This is a genomic window from Denitromonas iodatirespirans, from assembly GCF_018524365.1.
Classification (GTDB): domain Bacteria; phylum Pseudomonadota; class Gammaproteobacteria; order Burkholderiales; family Rhodocyclaceae; genus Nitrogeniibacter; species Nitrogeniibacter iodatirespirans.
Window position 1 is genome coordinate 17,188 of the sequence record NZ_JAEKFT010000026.1, and the last position, 16,159, is coordinate 33,346.

Below are 16,159 nucleotides of genomic sequence, written 5' to 3' on the forward strand. Positions count from 1 at the left end.
AGAATCTCCTCAGGGATCAAAGCTCTGGGCTGACAATCAGCCTCAGCACCAATGGAGCATGCGCCGTGCCAGAAACTCTTATGCATTGATTTTCATGGGATTTATCACCCACCCTCCGCCGCCGATCCGACCCACTGTAAAGTCTCCCGACACGCTTCCCGGCGGCGCGTTGCGCCCCGCCGGTCAAGCCCAGCTGCTCACGCTCGACCCGGCGGAAAGCCGCACCCCGCACGGGAAGGTGACAAGACTTCAGTCACCATGCATTCTGTCCGCTAACCTATAGGGCGCGGCGCCCGCACCGGGCGCTACCGCAGTGATTTCACGCATCGACCCGCCGAGTACACGCATCAGGAGACTGACCATGGTGACCTCTCAATCCCCAGCGAAAAAGAAGTCCCGCGAGGAGATCGCGGCCGCCTATGTGTCGGAGCCCTGGTGGTACGACGTGCGCGGCTTCTTCATCCTGACCTTCGCTTACAACAGCACCCTCACCAGCCAACTGCGCTTTTTCGGCCCGAACTTCGGCCCGGATCACCTCGAAGTGGCTTGCGGCACGGGCACGCTGCTGGACCTGATCCTCAAATGGCGCGCATTCAAGCGCCTGCCTGCCGTCAAGATCACCGGCATCGACTATGCCGAGTCCATGCTGGCCGGTGCGATTCGCCGCTTCGACAAGCGGCCCGACATGGAATTCGAGCATGCCGACGCGGCCGAGATGCCGTTTGAAGACAATCGCTTCGACACCGCCAACATCGCCAACTCCATCCACTGCCTGCCCGATGTCGACGGTGCCTTGCGCGACATTGTCCGCGTGCTCAAGCCGGGCGGCACCTTCGCCGCCAACGTCCTGCTGTATCCGCGGGGGATCCAGCCCTTCCGCACGATCGCCCAGCGCATCAACGACTGGGGCATCCGCAAGGGCATTCTGTATACGCCCTACGAGCAATCGGACATTCGCGCGCGCATCGTCGCCGCGGGCTTCGAGATCGTTGAGGATTCGGTCTCGGGCAATTGCTACAACGTCCTGGCGCGCAAGCCTGAAACCGCCGCCCAGGCGACAGAGGCGGTCTGACACGGCATGACGGAGCATCGCGTGAGCCCCTGGGTCCAGGCCTTCGCCACGACGGCGAGCACTGCCGGCAAGAGCGTCTTCCGGCAAACCCGCCGCACGCTGATGGCCTTGCTGGCCGTCGCCTTCGGCGTCATCTCGCTGATCCTGGCCGGTGGCTTCATCGACTGGAACCTGCGCTTCGGGCGCGAAGCCACCATCCACTCGCAGCTCGGACACATTCGCATCCATCTGCCCGGCTATCTCGACGAAGGCCACGCCCGGCCGCACGATTTCCTGTTCTCGCCCGCCGGCGGCCAGCTGCCGGCCGCCCTGCGCGCCGAGCACATCGTCGCCGTCGCACCGCGGCTGTCCTTCAACGGCCTGGCCAGCATCGGCGAGCAGACGCTCTCGTTCATCGGCGAGGGGGTCGATCCGGCGGCTGAGGCAACGCTGAGCCGCTCGATCCGTATCGAGGCGGGGCGCGCCCTGTCGGGAGACGACGACGCGGCGGTGATGCTGGGCAAGGGCCTGGCGGCCAATCTCGGCGCCCGCCCGGGTGACCGCATCGTGCTGATGAGCAGTACCCGGCGCGGCGGCGTGTCTGCCGTCGAGGTGGACGTTGTCGGAATTTTTTCCAGCATCACCAAGGCCTACGACGACGCCGCGCTGCGCGTGCCGCTGAGCACCGCGCAACGCCTCGCCCAGGCCAGCGGCGTGCATGCCCTGGCCGTCGTGCTCGACGAGACCGCCGCCACCGACGCCGAACTCGGCCGGCTGCGTCAGGCCCTCGGCACACAGTTCGAGACCGTGCCCTGGTACGACCTGGCCGACTTCTATCGCAAGACCGCGGCGCTGTTCTCCAAGCAAGTGGCGATGGTGCATCTGATCATCGCCGCGATCATCGTGCTGAGCATCTCCAACTCCATGATGATGGCGGTGCTCGAGCGCACCCGGGAGATCGGCACCGCCATGGCGCTGGGGGTGCCCCGCGGCCGCATCCTGCTGAACTTCCTGATCGAAGGCCTGCTGGTCGGGCTGGTCGGCGCCGTGGCCGGGGTGGTCATCGGCGGTGCACTGGCGATGGCCATCTCGGCCGTGGGCATCCCCATGCCACCCGGCCCCGGCATGGCCTTCAGCTTCCGCGCCGGCATCCTCGTCACGCCCGGCGCCGCCCTGCAGGCGGTGGCACTGGCCCTGGGCACGACCTTCCTCGCCAGCCTCTACCCGGCTTACCGCGCCTCGCGCATGACCATCGTCGACGCACTGCGCACCGGGACCTGAACCGACCATGCTGACTCTCGCCCTGCGTAATGTTCTTCGACACAAACTCAGGATGGCCATCACCATGGCCTCGGTCACCTGCGGCGTGGTGGCGCTGATCCTGAGCGGCGGCTTCATCCGCGATGTCTACGACCAACTGGCCGAAGCGCTGATCCACTCCCAGCTGGGGCACATCCAGATCGCCCAGCGCGGCTACTTCGACGAAGGCTCCCGCGCCCCCGACCGCTACCGCCTGGCCAACGCCGGCGTGGTGGTGAGCGAAGCGACAGGCCTGCGCGGCGTATCGGCGGTGCTGCAGCGCTCGCACTTCAGCGGCTTGCTCAACAATGGCCGCAGCGACTGGCCGATCGTCGGCGAGGGTGTGGAGCCCGACAAGGAAAACGCACTCGGGACGCTGATGCGCATCGTCGCGGGGCGCCAGCTCACCGATGCCGACCGCTTCGGCGTGCTGGTCGGCGACGGCGTCGCCCGGGCACTGGCGCTCAAACCCGGCGACTCGGTCACCTTGCTGCTGAGCCGCGCCGGCGGCGCACTGGACAGCCTGGACCTGGAGGTCGTCGGCGTTTTCCAGTCCTTTTCCAAGGACTTCGACGATCGCGCGGTGCGGGTGCATCTCACCGCCCTGCAGGGGGCGCTCGGCGACACCGCGCCCAACGTCGTGGTGCTCTCGCTCGACAGCACGGCCGATACCCGCCCGGTGCACAGTGCGCTGTCCCAGTCGCTGAGCGGCGAGAGCGTCGATGTGCGCCGCTGGGACCAGCTCACCGATTTCTACGACAAGACCGTGGCGCTCTACGAAAACCAGTTCGGCTTCCTGAAGCTGATCATCCTGTTCATGGTGGTGCTCAGCGTCAGCAACTCGGTCAATACCAGCGTGTTCGAGCGCACGGCCGAGTTCGGCACGATGCGCGCCATGGGCACCCGGCGACGCGCCATCGTCCAGCTGGTGGTGCTCGAAAGCACGCTCATCGGCATTGCCGGCGCGCTTGCCGGCATCGTCCTCGGTCTGCTGCTGGCCCAGCTCATCTCGTCCGCCGGCATCCCCATGCCCCCGCCGCCGAATGCCAACCTGGGCTATACCGCCTACATCAAGACCGATCCTGTCACCATCTCTGCCGCCGCCGCCATCGGACTGGTCGCCTGCGTGCTCGCCGCCCTCATTCCGGCCTACCGGGTATCGCGCATTCCTGTGGTCGATGCGCTGCGCCAGAGCGTCTAGGAAAGGAAGAACGCCATGTCATTGTTCGATCGTTTCAACCTTGGCACCGGATTCAAGAAGTACTTCCAGATCGAGGCCGCCGCCTCCGACGCGGTGCGCGATGCGGTCTATCGGGTGCGCCATGAGGTCTATTGCGAAGAACTGAAGTTCGAGTCCGAGCGGCCCGACCGGCGTGAAATCGACACCTACGACGCGCACAGCCTGCACTGCCTGCTCACGTCCTCCAATCCCCCGCATGCGTCCGTCGGTTGCATCCGCCTGGTCTTGCCGGCGCCCGACGCGCTCGACGCGCCGCTCCCCTTCGAAGCCACCTGTGCTCACACCATCGATCGGCGCATCATCGACCCGGCCAAGCTCGACCGTCGCCGCATCGCCGAAGTGTCACGCCTGGCGGTGCGCTCGGCCTACCGGCGACGCAAGGGCGAGCAGCATGTGGCCGTGGCGATCCAGGACGAGGACTACGCCGCGACCGCACGCCAGCCGCGCTTCCCCTACATCCCGGTCGGCCTCTATCTGGGCGTGGTGGCCCTGGCCGCGCGCAACGACATCGACACCTTGTTCGTCCTGACGGAACCGCGCCTGGCCTCTCACTTCTCCAAGCTCGGCGTCGAAATCAAGCAGATCGGCGGGCCGGTCGAACACCGCGGCACGCGCGTGCCGTCGATGATGGACGTGCAATCGATCATCAAGGGCCTGCGCTTCATGGTCAAACCGATCTGGCGCGTGATCCAGGAGCAGATCGAGGCCAGCGCGCCTCCGCGCTGAACGCACGGCCCGGCCGGAAAAAGAAAAAGCCCGCGCGAGCGGGCTTTTTCAATGCAGCATCAACCGCTTACGCTTTCAGGGCGGCCTGGATCTGCTCCAGCGAAGACGGATCCTCGATGGTGGTCAGATCGCCCGGATCGCGCCCCTCGGCCAATGCCTGGATGGAGCGGCGCAGCAGCTTGCCCGAGCGCGTCTTGGGCAGGCCACCGATGAAGAAGACGCGGCCCGGACGGGCGATGGCGCCCAGCGAGGCATCGACCTTCTTCATCACTTCCTTCTCGAGCGCGGCACGCTGCTCGGCGGTTTCAACGACCGACGCGTCCTTCACGACCGCGAACGCCATTGGCATCTGGCCCTTGAGCGGGTCGGCAACACCAACCACCGCCACTTCGGCGATCGCCGGATGAGTCTGCACCGCCTCTTCGATCTCGCGCGTGCCCAGGCGATGGCCGGCCACGTTGATCACGTCGTCCATGCGGCCGAGGATGGTGTAGTAACCCTTGTCGTCGCGGATACCCCAATCGGACGAGGAGTAGATGACCGGATCGGCGAAGGTGCTGAAGTAGGTGGACACGAAGCGCTCGTCCTGCCCCCAGACGGTGGACAGGCAGCCCGGCGGCAGCGGCGGCACGATGCCGACAATGCCCTTCTCGTTAGCGCCGCACTCCGAGCCGTCCTCGCGGAACAGGCGCAGGTCGTAGCCATAGACCGGGAAGGCGGGCGAGCCGAGCTTGATGTCGGCATCTTCGACACCGCGGCAGATGGCCAGGATCGGCCAGCCGGTTTCGGTCTGCCAGTAGTTGTCGATGACCGGGATGCCCAGTTCGCTCATGATCCACTGGTGCGAGGTTTCGTCGAGCGGCTCGCCGGCCAGGAACAGGTGCTTGAGCGAGGACAGGTCGTACTTCTTGAGGAAGGCCGGGTCCTGCTTCTTGAGCACGCGCACCGCGGTCGGCGCCGAGAACATCACGCTGACCTTGTACTTTTCGACGATCTGCCACCAGATGCCGGCATCCGGGCGCAGCGGCGTGCCCTCATACATGATGGTGGCCATGCCGGCCAGCAGCGGGCCGTAGATGATGTAGGAATGGCCGACCACCCAGCCGATGTCGGAGGTGGCGAACATGGTCTCGCCGGCCTCGCCGGTGAAGATGTTCTTCATCGAGGCGGCCAGGGCCACGGCGTAGCCGCCGGTGTCACGCTGCACGCCCTTGGGCTTGCCGGTGGTGCCGGAGGTGTACAGGATGTAGCTGGGCTCGGAGGATTCGACCCAGACAACCGGCACTTGCGCATCCATGTGCTTGGCGCGCAGCGTGGCGTAGTCCTCGTCGCGACCGGCGACCTTGGAGAAGCCCTTGTCGAGGCCGCGGTCGACGATCAATACCTTTTTAGGCGGGAACTCGGCCAGCTTGCAGGCCTCGTCCACCAGGTGCTTGTAGGGCACCGGCTTGCCGTTGCGCATGCCGGCGTCGGCGCTGACCATCAGCACCGGCTTGGCATCGTCGATACGGGTGGCGAGCGAACCGGCCGCGAAGCCGCCGAACACCACCGAATGGATCGCGCCGATGCGGGCGCAGGCCAGCATGGCGAAGGCCGCCTCGGCGATCATCGGCATGTAGATCAGAACCCGGTCGCCACGCTGCACGCCCAGTTCCTGGTACACCGCCGCCATGCGCTCGACCTCGCGCTGCAACTCGGCAAAGCTGTAGACCACTTCTTCGTTGGTCTCGGTCGAGATGTAGATCAGCACCTTGTCGTTCGGCCGCTTGGCGGCATGGCGATCGACGGCGTTGTGGCACAGGTTGGTCTGGCCGCCCTTGAACCACTTGACGAAGGGCGGGCGCGAATAATCGCAGACCTGCTCCGGCGCCTTGTGCCAGTCGATCAGTTGTGCCTGATCTCCCCAGAATCCGTCCCGATCTTCAATGGAACGGCGGTGAAACTCCTTGAATGTCGTCATGACAATCCCTCTCCCTTTTCATTCCCTTCGATTGTGAGTGACGTGCTGCTTCCATACTGCATTCAGCTATTGCTATAGCTTTGTTGTGGTTCCCTCATGGGGATCTTCTTCGCCCGGCGACCGGCGACGCAGCTGACGCAATGCGTCGAGCGGCAGCCCGCAGCGAAATTCAGATTCGATCAAGTCGAGCAACGGCATCAGGGTGTTCATCACGTCTGGCGCACGCAGCAAGACCTCGCCGCTCGCGCCGGCGCGCACCTGCATCAATACATGGTCGATGCTGACCGGTAGGCGCACGAAGCGGCTGAGTTCTCCGGGCGTGATCTCGCCGCTCTCGGCGATCACCCGAGCGCCGCCGGCGTCAACGCCGGTCTGTGCACGCTGCACCGCCAAGCCGATCAAATGGCTGAGGGTGAAAGACTCGCCGCCCCTGGCGCTGGCTGCGATGCCGACCGTCACGCTCATGCGGATGCGCGTATCGCGATAGGTCATCACCAGCTTGTCGATGGCCCGTTGCAGGCGAAGCGCGAAGGCCGAACAGCCATCCAGGTCGGTACTCGGACACAGCACCGCGAACTGTCCCGGCGCCATCTGCGCCACGGTGTCTTCCTTGCGCACCTTGGACGAGAGGATCTTCGACAGCTTGCGGTTGATCAGCTCGGTGACATGGACCCCATACTCCGACACCATTTTTTCGAAGCGGTCGATGACGATCACCATCGCCGCCAGATCGCCGTTGCGCCGCCGCGCCAGCGCCAGCTCCTGGTTGCCGTGCCAGTTCAGGTAGGCCTGAGTCACCAGGCCAGACTCCGGGTCCACCGGGCTGTGGCTGGCCAGCGCCTCGCGGCTGGCTTCGAGCTCGCGGGTGGCACGCGCCAGCCGGGTCAGCGCTTCGAGCCGGCTCAACAGCTCGACGGTGCCGGTGCCCTTGGTGATGAAATCGGTGGCCCCCATCTCGCGCGCGCGCACTCGTGCGGTGTCGTCTTCCTCGCCCGAGATGACGATGACCGGCAACTCCTGGATGCGCGACAGCTTCGACGAACGGACCCGCTCGAGCAGCCCGTAGCCGTCGAGCCGCGGCATGCCCAGGTCGGAGATCACCACCTGGATCGACGGATCGATCAGCAGCGCCTCCCAGCCGGCCTCGCCGTCGGCCTCTTCACGCACATCGAAGCGCTCGCGGATGTTACGGCTGATCGACGCGCGCACCATGCGCGAGTCGTCCACGATCAGCACGCGCGGCAGCGCAATGGTCTCTTCACTCACGATCGGATGCTCCGTTGGCCACTCACGCGCCGATCCGGACCACGGTCCGTCCGCGGATGCGCCCGGCGATGAAATCGTCAAACGCCGCCGGCAATGCGTCGAATTCGATGGTTTGTGTCACCGCGTCCAGATGGCGCGGCCGCAGGTCGGTGGCCAGGCGATCCCAGATCTGCTGGCGCACCGGGAAGCCGATGTAGCCCGAATCCACGCCCAGCAGGCTGACCCCGCGCAGGATGAAGGGGAAGACCGAGGTGTGCAGATCGAAGCCGGCCGCGTTGCCGATGCTGGCGACGGTGCCGGCCTGCTGCATGGTGGCCAGCATCCAGTGCAGGATCTTGCCGCCGGTGTTGTCCACCGCGCCGGCCCAGCGGGCCCCTTCGAGCGGGCGCACCGCGTCGAAATCGATCGACTCGCGCAGCAGGATGTCGCTGGCGCCGAGCCCCTTCAGGTAGTCCGCTTCGGTGGCCTTGCCGGTCAGCGCGGTCACCGAATAGCCGGCAGCGGCCAGCATGTCGATCGCCAGGCTGCCCACGCCGCCGGTGGCGCCGGAGACCACCACCGGGCCGTTCTCGGGCCGCAGCCCGTTGTCTTCCATGCGCTGCACGCCGAGCGCCGCGGTGAAACCGGCGGTGCCCAGCGCCATCGCCTCGAACAGGCTCAGGCCCTCGGGCAGACGCACCACCCACTTGGCGGGGATGCGCGCATATTCCGCGAAACCGCCATGATGCGCCACGCCGATGTCGAAGCTGGTGGCGATCACCGCATCGCCCGCCGCAAAGCGCGGGTCGGTGCTGTCGACCACCTCGCCCGACAGGTCGATGCCGCCGACGCATGGAAAGCGGCGGATGATCTTGCCCTTGCCGGTCGCGGCCAGGGCGTCCTTGTAGTTGATGCTCGAATACTGGACCCGGATCAGCACTTCGCCCGCATCCAGATCGTCGATGCCCAGGGACTGCATCCCGGCCCGAATGGTCTTGCCCTCGCCCTGCTCGATCAGGAATGCCTTGAAAGACTCTTTCACACGCTTCTCCGTCCCGGCCCGCGCGACCTGCACGCGCTAATCCCGAAAGATTATAACGAAATCCCCCGTCCCGTCTGCCTTGCCGGCGGCGTGGCTCAAGTCCTCGGCCATCCGCGCCGTAATCGCTGTCAACCCGGACTTCCGAGACGATCATGACCCGCCTGGACCACGCGCTCCCCTCCATCGAGTCCTACGTGGCGCTTTTTTCCAGCCACGAGCTGCCCGTGCTGCGTCGCACCACCCGCGAACTGGCCGCCCTGAGGCAACGCGAAGACGAGATCGGCGGCAAACAGATCACCGGCGTCGTGCTGGGCGACCCGCTGATGACGCTGCGCTTGCTCAGCTATATCGAGGCCCATCGCCCGCAATCGCAGAACCATGCCATCACCACCATCGACCGGGCGGTGATGATGATCGGCATCTCGCCCTTCTTCCGGCTGTTCGACACCATGCCGACGCTGGAGGAGACCCTGGCCGACATCCCGCCCGCCCTGATCGGCCTGCTCGGCGTGATCGGGCGCGCCCGCCGCGCCGCGCATTTCGCGCGTGAGTGGGCCATCATCCGCCACGACCTGGATGTCGACGAGATCACCATCGCCGCCCTGCTGCACGACATCGCCGACATCCTGTGCTGGGCCTTCGCCCCGGCGCTGACGGCGCGGGTGTATGCCATGCAGCGCGCCGACCACAGCTTGCGCAGCGCAACCGCCCAGCGCGAGGTATTCGGCTTCACGGCAGCGGAACTGCAGCTGGCGCTGGTCAAGCACTGGCAGCTGCCGGATCTGCTGATCTCGCTGATGGACCATTCCAGCGCCGACAACCCCCGCGTGCGCACGGTCGTCCTGGCCAACGCCCTGGCGCGGCACACCGCGAAGGGCTGGGACAACCCCGCCATCCCGGACGACCTGGCGGCCATCCAGTCGCTGCTCAAGATCAATCGCGAACAACTCATCCTCCGCCTGGCGATTCCCGAAGAGGCCGCCGAGCGGCTGATGCCCGAACCCACCGAGCCGCCCGCCCCACCAAACTGACCCCCCGGCGCCGCGCGGCTGGTGGGCCCGGCGCCCGGTCGCTAGAATCGCCCTGCCCTGCCGGCACTGCCGGTGACTTTCAAGAGGAATCGCCCGATGTCCGTGTCCGCCATCGTCTTGCTCGGCATCCTTGCCATCGCGCTGCTCTACGGCATCGTGGTCTACAACAACCTGGTCCGCCTCAAGCACAACATCGCCAAGGCCTGGGCCAACATCGACGTGCTACTCAAACAGCGCCATGACGAGCTGCCCAAGCTGGTCGAGGTGTGCCGGCAGTACAAGCAGTTCGAAGAGAGCACGCTGACCCGCGTCATCGAAGCGCGCGCCCGCGTCGCCGACGCCCGCAGCCAGCACGACGTGCCCGCCCTCGGCCAGGCCGAAGGCATGCTGCGCGTCGGCCTCGGGCAGCTGTTCGCGGTGGCCGAGGCCTACCCCGAACTGAAGGCCAACGAGCACTTCATGCAGTTGCAGACACGCATCACCTCGCTCGAAAACGGCATCGCCGACCGCCGCGAGTGGTTCAACGAAAGCACCAATGTGCACAACATCCGCATCGAGCAGTTCCCCGACCTGATCGTCGCCCGCCTGTTCCAGTTCACCGAGCAACCGCTCTTGGAGTTCTCCACCGCCGAAAAGGCCGACGTGGATCTCAAGGCCTTGTTCAGCGCCTGACTCGCCGCTGAGCCATGCTCGTTTCACTGCGCCCGGACCGCACCGGTGCGGCGGTCGCCTCCGGCATCGCCGTGCTCGGCTTTGCCGGCTTTCACGCCGAGGGCAACTTCCGTCTCGGCGCGCTGGCGCTGATCCTCGCCGCCGCGCTGTTCGGCTGGCTGCGCTCGATCCATCACAGCCGCCTGATCCTCGACACCCCCACCTCACGCATCGCCTCGGCCGCGCAGGGCTACACCGAGCTGTTCGGCCACGGCCAGCCGCTCGACGGCACGCCGCTGCTGTCGCCCTTCAATGGCTTGCCGGTGCTGTGGTACCGGCTGCTGATGGAGGAAAAGGACGGCGACCAATGGCGACGCGTGTCCGAAGACGAGAGCAACGCCTCCTTTCTGCTGGACGACGGCAGCGGCCAGTGTGCGGTCGATCCGGACGGGGCCGAGCTGCTGATCACCCGCAAGGATGTCGAGGTACGCGGCGATCGGCGCTACACCCAGTGGTGCCTGATCCGCAACGACCCGATCTACGTGATCGGCGAATTCACCACGCTCGGCAGCATCGACCCCGCCCATGACAGCGCGCGCCAGGTCCGCGAGTTGCTCGCGCACTGGAAGACCGACCACCCGCGCCTGCTCGAGCGCTTCGACCTCGACGGCGATGGCCAGATCGACATGACCGAATGGGAGCTGGCGCGCGCCGAGGCCAAGCGCGAGGTGCGCCGCCAGCAAGCCGAACTGCACGCGGCGGCCGAGGCCCACATCATGCGCAAGCCCGACGACCGGCGCCTCTACCTGATCTCGGATCTCGACCCGAACCAGCTCGGGCGCCGCTACCAGCTGTGGGGCTGGCTGTTCTTCGCCGCCTTGCTGCTCAGCTCAGCCGGGGTGGCTACGCTGCTTGCGCGCTGAGCCGGCGGCCGCGTAGCCCGGCCGAGGACCGCAGGCCCGACGCCGGGGACACGGTGCCGAGCTGGCAAGGCCGATCCCGGCGTCGCTGCGCTCGGCCGGGCGACATCGTCACATAGCGGCCGTGGGGGCGGGGAGAACGGGGATTCGCCCGCCTGGATTGTATGAACAACCCGACTCGGCCTCAGCGCCTGAGCGTTTTTCGGGCACGCCCGAGCAAGCGTAGCCCGGCCGAGGGCCGCAGGCCCCGACGCCGGGGACACCGTGCCGGGCTGGTGAGGCCGATCCCGGCGTCGCTGCGCTCGGCCGGGCTACATCGCCACGTGGCGGCCGTGGGGGCGGGGAGAACGGGGATTCGCCCGCCTGGATTTTATGAACAACCCGACTCGGCCTCAGCGCCTGAACGTTTTTCGGGCACGCCCGAGCAAGCGTAGCCCGGCCGAGGGCCGCAGGCCCGACGCCGGGGACACGGTGCCGAGCTGGCAAGACCGATCCCGGCGTCGCTGCGCTCGGCCGGGCGACATCGCCACATGGCGGCCGTGGGGGCGGGGAGAACGGGGATTCGCTCGCCTGGATTGTATGAACAACCCGACTCGGCCTCAGCGCCTGAACGTTTTTCGGGCACGCCCGAGCAAGCGTAGCCCGGCCGAGGGCCGCAGGCCCCGACGCCGGGGACACCGTGCCGGGCTGGTGAGGCCGATCCCGGCGTCGCTGCGCTCGGCCGGGCTACATCGCTGTACCTGATCTCGGATCTCGACCCGAACCAGCTCGGCCGCCGCTACCTGCTGTGGGGCTGGCTGTTCTTCGCCGCCTTGCTGCTCAGCGCCGGACTGTTGGCCGCGCTGGTCGCGCACTGAGCCTGCCGTAGGCCGACCTCAGCCGCCGGCCTTGGTCTCCAGCTCTTCCCAGCGCAGCATCGCCGCTTCCATCTCCTTGCCCACCGCCTCGAGCCGCGCCGTCAGATCGGCCGCCACCTCGGGCGTGTTCTGGTAGAGCGACGGGTCGGCCAGGCGCGCGTGCAGGCTGGCCTCTTCCGCCTCCAGGGCGCTGATGCGGTCGGGCAGCGCATCGAGTTCGCGCTTTTCGTTGAACGACAGCTTCTTGGCCGGCGCGGCCTTGGGCTTGTCCTTGGCCGGTGCGGCGCTGGCCGGGGCGGCCGCGGCCTTGCGCTCGGCGGCGGCCTGCTGACGCTGGCGCTGCCAGTCGGCATAGCCGCCGACATACTCCTTCCACACCCCGTCACCCTCGGCGGCGATCACCTGGGTCACCGTGTTGTCGAGGAAGGCCCGGTCGTGGCTGACCAGGAACAGCGTGCCGGCATAGTCGGCGAGCAGCGCTTCGAGCAGGTCGAGGGTTTCGATGTCCAGGTCGTTGGTCGGCTCGTCGAGCACCAGCACGTTGGCCGGCTGGGCGAACAGGCGCGCCAGCAGCAGCCGGTTGCGTTCGCCGCCGGAGAGCGACTTGACCGGCGAGCGCGCCCGCTGCGGCGCGAAGAGGAAGTCTTCGAGGTAGCCGATCACATGCTTGCGCTCGCCACCGATCTCGACATAGTCCGAGCCCGGGCTGATCACCTCGGTCAGCGGCGCTTCGGGATCGAGCTGGGCGCGCAGCTGGTCGAAGTAGGCCACCTGCTGGCGCGTGCCGCGGCGCACCGTGCCGCTGTCTGGCTCCAGCTCGCCGAGGATCAGCTTGAGCAAGGTGGTCTTGCCGGCGCCGTTGGGGCCGATGATGCCGATCCGGTCGCCGCGCAGGATGCGGGTCGAAAAATCGCGCACCAGCGGCGCGCCGCCATAGCCTTTGCTGACATGCTCGAGCTCGGCCACCATCTTGCCCGACAGGTCGCCGCGCTCCAGCGCCAGCGACACATTGCCCAGGCGATCACGCCGCGCCGCACGCTCGCGACGCAGCGCTTCGAGGCGGCGCACCCGGCCTTCGTTGCGCGTGCGCCGCGCCTCGATGCCCTTGCGGATCCACACCTCTTCCTGCGCCAGCAGCTTGTCGAAACGCGCATTGGCCTTGGACTCGGCCTCCAGCTGCTCGGCCTTCTTGCGCTGGTAGTCGGCGAAGCGGCCGTCGAAGCTGGTGAGCGTGCCGCGGTCGAGCTCGACGATGCGGGTCGACACGTTGTCCATGAAGACCCGGTCATGGGTGATCAGCACCACCGCGCCGGAAAAGGTCTTGATCAGCTCCTCCAGCCACAGGATGCCGTCGAGGTCGAGATGGTTGGTCGGCTCGTCGAGCAGCAGCAGTTCCGGCTCGCCGACGATCGCGCGCGCCAGCGCCACGCGCTTGATGCCGCCGCCCGACAGGGTGTTGACGATCACCTCGCCATCGAGAGCGAGACGCCCCAGCATCGCCTCGACACGCTGGTTCATGCGCCAGGCGTCGGCCGAGTCCACCTCATGCTGCAAGCGCTCCAGCTCGGCCAGCGCGGTTTCCGAAGCGTCCTCCGCCACATGATGCAGGGCCGTGTGATAGGCCTTGAGCAAGGCGGCGACATCGCCCAGCCCGTCGGCGACCACCTCGAACACCGTGCGCGCCAGGTCGAAGTCGGCCTCCTGCGACACATAGGCGATGCGGATGCCCGGCGCGCGCCACACCTCGCCGTCGTCCAGCGCCGCTTGCCCCACCATGGCCCGCAACAGGCTCGACTTGCCCGATCCGTTACGGCCGATCAGCGCCACCCGCTCGCCCGGGTCGAGCTGAAAGCTCGCCTCGTCGAGCAGGGCGACATGGCCGAAGGCCAGGCAGGCACGATCCACGGAAATCAGGGGCATGAGACATCCAGCATTTGAGCAAAACGCGCATTTTAGCGCCCCATGCCCCGACGCTTCGAAAAAGCCGCGATTCGCGGTAGACTGCGCCCCGTCTCTGCCCGCCACGGAGACCGGCCTCTCCGTAGTTCAATGGATAGAACGAGCGCCTCCTAAGCGCTAGATACAGGTTCGATTCCTGTCGGGGAGACCAGCGGGCCACCATCTCAAGGCTATTTGCCTTTCTTCGCCAGCGGCGGCAGCGCCGCCAGGCGCGCACCGACGGCCTCGATGTCGCCCATCGCCAGCAGGTCGACCGCCAGGCGGATCAGGTCGCCGCGGCTCACCGTCCTGCCCTGTTCGCGCAGCTGATCCCGCAAGGCCTTGAGCCGGCGCGCTTCATCGACCGACAGCGTCACCTCGACCGGCTTGGCCGCCGCCACCGGACCGGTCGGCTGCGCCTGCCGCGCGACCATCCGGGTGCTGCGCTTGACCGACGCGCGTCGTTTGGCTGCGCCGGTCGGCAGGCGCTTGGCCAGCGCCGCGTCTTCGTCCTCGATGCTCGCGCGCAGCGCGTCCCTGATCGGCCGGCGAACCGTCATTCCGTCTCTCCCAATCGTTTGGCCACGGCGCTGACCAGCCGCAGCACCTCGAGCTGCGCCGCGTGTGCCGCGCTGCCCAGATCGAACACCGAGCCGCCGATCGCCGCGCTCTGCGCATAGGCGTTGCGCTGGTTGAGGATCGTCGGCAGCACCGGCAGTTCGAACTCACGCATCACGGCCATCACGTCCGCCGCCAGCAGGGTGCGCGTGACACGGTTCGGCACCAGTACGCCCTGCAGCCCCGGGTGCGTGGCCTGCAGGCCGACGATCAGGCGCTCGACGGCGCGGGTCGACCACAAATCGGTGGGGCTGGGCACCACCGGCACGATCGCCAGATCGGTGTGGTTGAGCGCCGCCAGCGTGCGCGGATGGTCGATCGACGGCGGACAGTCGAGCACCACCACGTCGGCGCGCTTGCGCCACTTGGCCAGCTTCTCGGGCAGATCGCGCGGGTCGCCGTCGAAGGCATGCATGCGCGCCGGAAACGGATGGGCCGGCGCGGCCGTCGTCGCCCAGCGGCTGGCCGAGCCCTGCACATCCAGGTCCACCACCTCCACCTTGCGCCCGCGCCGCGCCAGTCCGGCGGCCAGCTGCATGGCCACGGTGGTCTTGCCCGCCCCGCCTTTCTGGGAAACCAATGTCACGATGGGCGCACGCGCCATGACCTGCGTCCTTGGTCCATGAGTGAAGTTGCCCATAGTAACGCAGCCCCCACGCCGATTTGATGACACGCCCCGCCGGCGGATACGCGACAATGCGCCGACATCCGCCAACGCCGAGGCCACGCCGCCGGCATGACGACCGCGACGCCCGAGCCCCCTCCATGACCGCTCCGCCCGCCCTGCAGCTGTTCATCGCCACTACCGACGCACTCGGTGGCCGCACGGATCTGCTCAGTGCCGACGAGCTCCCGCGCCTGCAGGCCATGAGCTCGAACCGCCGGCGAACGCAGTTCTGCGCCGGGCGCGCCTTGCTGCGCCTCGCCCTGGGCCATGTCCGCGGCCTGCCTCCACAGCCCTGGCCGTTCATGCTCGACGACGGGCGCCCGGTGCTCGCCGGCCGGCAGGCGCCGCAGCTGAGCCTCAGCCATTCCGGCGGCCATGTCGCCTGCGCCATCAGCCTGACCGGCCGCTGCGGTATCGACCTGCAGGCCGACACGGGCCGTTCGCCGCGCGGCATCGCCGACACCTTCTTCGCCCCCGCCGATGTCGACTGGCTCGAACGCCAGCCCGACTTCGCGCGCGCCTTTCAGGCACTGTGGGTGCTGAAGGAGGCCTGGGCCAAGGCGAGCGGCGAACCACTCCTCGCGGTGTTGCAGGGCGTTCGTTTCGAGCCCCTGCCGACCACGCCGACGCCCGACCGGATGCGGCAGGTCGGCACCTGGCACCCGTCGCCCACCCTGAGCCTCGGCTGGGCTGCCGAGCGGCCCGGTGCCGCACCGACGCTCCTGGGCTGGGAGACGGACGGCTTTGTGCCGATGGCCGCCGCCTTCACCGACTGGCGGCGTGTCGACAGCGTGCCCCCCACTATGCCAAATGGCCGAGAGCACCCATGACACACGAGAAGACGAAAGGTGTTACCGAACGTAAGCGGCCCTGATAAAATCGCGCAGCCGGAAAACCCCTCGATCGCGCTCGGA

At 67.5% G+C, this 16,159-nt stretch carries 14 protein-coding genes, 1 tRNA gene and 2 pseudogenes; 9 read left to right on the forward strand and 8 right to left on the reverse strand.

Going from position 1 to position 16,159, the window contains the following annotated elements; translation table 11 throughout:
• Positions 1-361: 361 nt before the first annotated feature.
• Genes I8J34_RS18685 through I8J34_RS18700 form a run of 4 tightly spaced genes read left to right on the forward strand, consistent with a single transcriptional unit; the run spans position 362 to position 4,316 of the window.
• Positions 362-1,072 (forward strand): class I SAM-dependent methyltransferase, encoded by a 711-nt coding sequence (locus tag I8J34_RS18685; RefSeq protein ID WP_214363148.1) that lies wholly within the window; start codon positions 362-364, stop codon positions 1,070-1,072.
• A gap of 21 nt (positions 1,073-1,093) precedes the next feature.
• Entirely contained in the window at positions 1,094-2,332 is a 1,239-nt protein-coding gene (locus tag I8J34_RS18690) for an ABC transporter permease (RefSeq protein WP_230411908.1), read from the forward strand.
• A 7-nt stretch (positions 2,333-2,339) separates the two neighbouring features.
• A complete protein-coding gene (locus I8J34_RS18695; protein ID WP_214363150.1) occupies positions 2,340-3,551 on the forward strand; it encodes an ABC transporter permease in 1,212 nt (403 codons plus the stop codon).
• Between the two features lie 15 nt (positions 3,552-3,566).
• A complete protein-coding gene (locus I8J34_RS18700) occupies positions 3,567-4,316 on the forward strand; it encodes a PEP-CTERM/exosortase system-associated acyltransferase (protein ID WP_214363151.1) in 750 nt (249 codons plus the stop codon).
• A 67-nt stretch (positions 4,317-4,383) separates the two neighbouring features.
• Here I8J34_RS18700 and I8J34_RS18705 read toward each other — a convergent pair whose 3' ends face one another.
• From I8J34_RS18705 to I8J34_RS18715, 3 genes are all read right to left on the reverse strand, one after another.
• A complete protein-coding gene (locus I8J34_RS18705) occupies positions 4,384-6,276 on the reverse strand; it encodes a propionate--CoA ligase (protein WP_214363152.1) in 1,893 nt (630 codons plus the stop codon).
• 72 nt (positions 6,277-6,348) lie between these two features.
• Complete coding sequence (locus I8J34_RS18710) at positions 6,349-7,542, reverse strand: response regulator (RefSeq protein WP_214363153.1); 1,194 nt, start codon at positions 7,540-7,542, stop codon at positions 6,349-6,351.
• Between the two features lie 22 nt (positions 7,543-7,564).
• Positions 7,565-8,563, reverse strand: coding sequence for an oxidoreductase (locus I8J34_RS18715; protein ID WP_214363154.1), 999 nt, complete (start codon positions 8,561-8,563; stop codon positions 7,565-7,567).
• A 152-nt stretch (positions 8,564-8,715) separates the two neighbouring features.
• On the opposite strand from I8J34_RS18715, the gene I8J34_RS18720 reads away from it, so the two are divergent.
• The 3 genes from I8J34_RS18720 (at position 8,716) to I8J34_RS18730 (ending at position 11,168) form a co-directional block, all read left to right on the forward strand.
• Positions 8,716-9,594, forward strand: coding sequence for an HDOD domain-containing protein (locus I8J34_RS18720; RefSeq protein WP_214363155.1), 879 nt, complete (start codon positions 8,716-8,718; stop codon positions 9,592-9,594).
• Positions 9,595-9,690: 96 nt separating this feature from the next.
• On the forward strand, positions 9,691-10,266 hold the full coding sequence (locus I8J34_RS18725) for a LemA family protein (protein ID WP_214363156.1): 576 nt from the start codon (positions 9,691-9,693) through the stop codon (positions 10,264-10,266).
• A 14-nt stretch (positions 10,267-10,280) separates the two neighbouring features.
• The gene (locus I8J34_RS18730) at positions 10,281-11,168 is read left to right on the forward strand and encodes a hypothetical protein (RefSeq protein ID WP_214363157.1); all 888 of its coding nucleotides are present in this window, start codon (positions 10,281-10,283) and stop codon (positions 11,166-11,168) included.
• An 872-nt stretch (positions 11,169-12,040) separates the two neighbouring features.
• On the opposite strand, the gene I8J34_RS25295 is transcribed toward I8J34_RS18730, so the two are convergent.
• From I8J34_RS25295 to I8J34_RS25305, 3 genes and pseudogenes are all read right to left on the reverse strand, one after another.
• Complete coding sequence (locus I8J34_RS25295) at positions 12,041-12,562, reverse strand: ATP-binding cassette domain-containing protein (protein ID WP_407065342.1); 522 nt, start codon at positions 12,560-12,562, stop codon at positions 12,041-12,043.
• A gap of 33 nt (positions 12,563-12,595) precedes the next feature.
• A pseudogene (locus I8J34_RS25300) lies at positions 12,596-12,913 on the reverse strand (ATP-binding cassette domain-containing protein); the annotation flags it as partial.
• Between the two features lie 153 nt (positions 12,914-13,066).
• Positions 13,067-13,942: pseudogene (locus I8J34_RS25305) on the reverse strand (ABC-F family ATP-binding cassette domain-containing protein); the annotation flags it as partial.
• A 115-nt stretch (positions 13,943-14,057) separates the two neighbouring features.
• On the opposite strand from I8J34_RS25305, the gene I8J34_RS18740 reads away from it, so the two are divergent.
• Positions 14,058-14,132, forward strand: a tRNA-Arg gene (locus tag I8J34_RS18740).
• Positions 14,133-14,151: 19 nt separating this feature from the next.
• On the opposite strand, the gene I8J34_RS18745 is transcribed toward I8J34_RS18740, so the two are convergent.
• A complete protein-coding gene (locus I8J34_RS18745) occupies positions 14,152-14,520 on the reverse strand; it encodes a hypothetical protein (RefSeq protein WP_214363159.1) in 369 nt (122 codons plus the stop codon).
• Positions 14,517-15,182, reverse strand: coding sequence for a ParA family partition ATPase (gene parA, locus I8J34_RS18750; RefSeq protein WP_214363160.1), 666 nt, complete (start codon positions 15,180-15,182; stop codon positions 14,517-14,519). Before parA ends, I8J34_RS18745 begins: the two co-directional genes overlap by 4 nt.
• Positions 15,183-15,343: 161 nt before the next feature.
• Here parA and I8J34_RS18755 point away from each other — a divergent pair, with 161 nt between their 5' ends.
• Positions 15,344-16,075, forward strand: coding sequence for a 4'-phosphopantetheinyl transferase family protein (locus I8J34_RS18755; RefSeq protein WP_214363161.1), 732 nt, complete (start codon positions 15,344-15,346; stop codon positions 16,073-16,075).
• Positions 16,076-16,159: the final 84 nt, after the last annotated feature.

Bases quoted from the DNA above. Each gene is read 5' to 3' on its own strand.
- I8J34_RS18685 (WP_214363148.1), top strand. From the start codon at position 362: ATGGTGACCTCTCAATCCCCAGCGAAAAAGAAGTCCCGCGAGGAGATC.
- I8J34_RS18695 (WP_214363150.1), top strand. From the start codon at position 2,340: ATGCTGACTCTCGCCCTGCGTAATGTTCTTCGACACAAACTCAGGATG.
- I8J34_RS18700 (WP_214363151.1), top strand. From the start codon at position 3,567: ATGTCATTGTTCGATCGTTTCAACCTTGGCACCGGATTCAAGAAGTAC.
- I8J34_RS18705 (WP_214363152.1), bottom strand. From the start codon at position 6,276: ATGACGACATTCAAGGAGTTTCACCGCCGTTCCATTGAAGATCGGGAC.
- I8J34_RS18720 (WP_214363155.1), top strand. From the start codon at position 8,716: ATGACCCGCCTGGACCACGCGCTCCCCTCCATCGAGTCCTACGTGGCG.
- I8J34_RS18725 (WP_214363156.1), top strand. From the start codon at position 9,691: ATGTCCGTGTCCGCCATCGTCTTGCTCGGCATCCTTGCCATCGCGCTG.
- I8J34_RS18730 (WP_214363157.1), top strand. From the start codon at position 10,281: ATGCTCGTTTCACTGCGCCCGGACCGCACCGGTGCGGCGGTCGCCTCC.
- I8J34_RS18745 (WP_214363159.1), bottom strand. From the start codon at position 14,520: ATGACGGTTCGCCGGCCGATCAGGGACGCGCTGCGCGCGAGCATCGAG.
- parA (WP_214363160.1), bottom strand. From the start codon at position 15,182: ATGGCGCGTGCGCCCATCGTGACATTGGTTTCCCAGAAAGGCGGGGCG.
- I8J34_RS18755 (WP_214363161.1), top strand. From the start codon at position 15,344: ATGACCGCTCCGCCCGCCCTGCAGCTGTTCATCGCCACTACCGACGCA.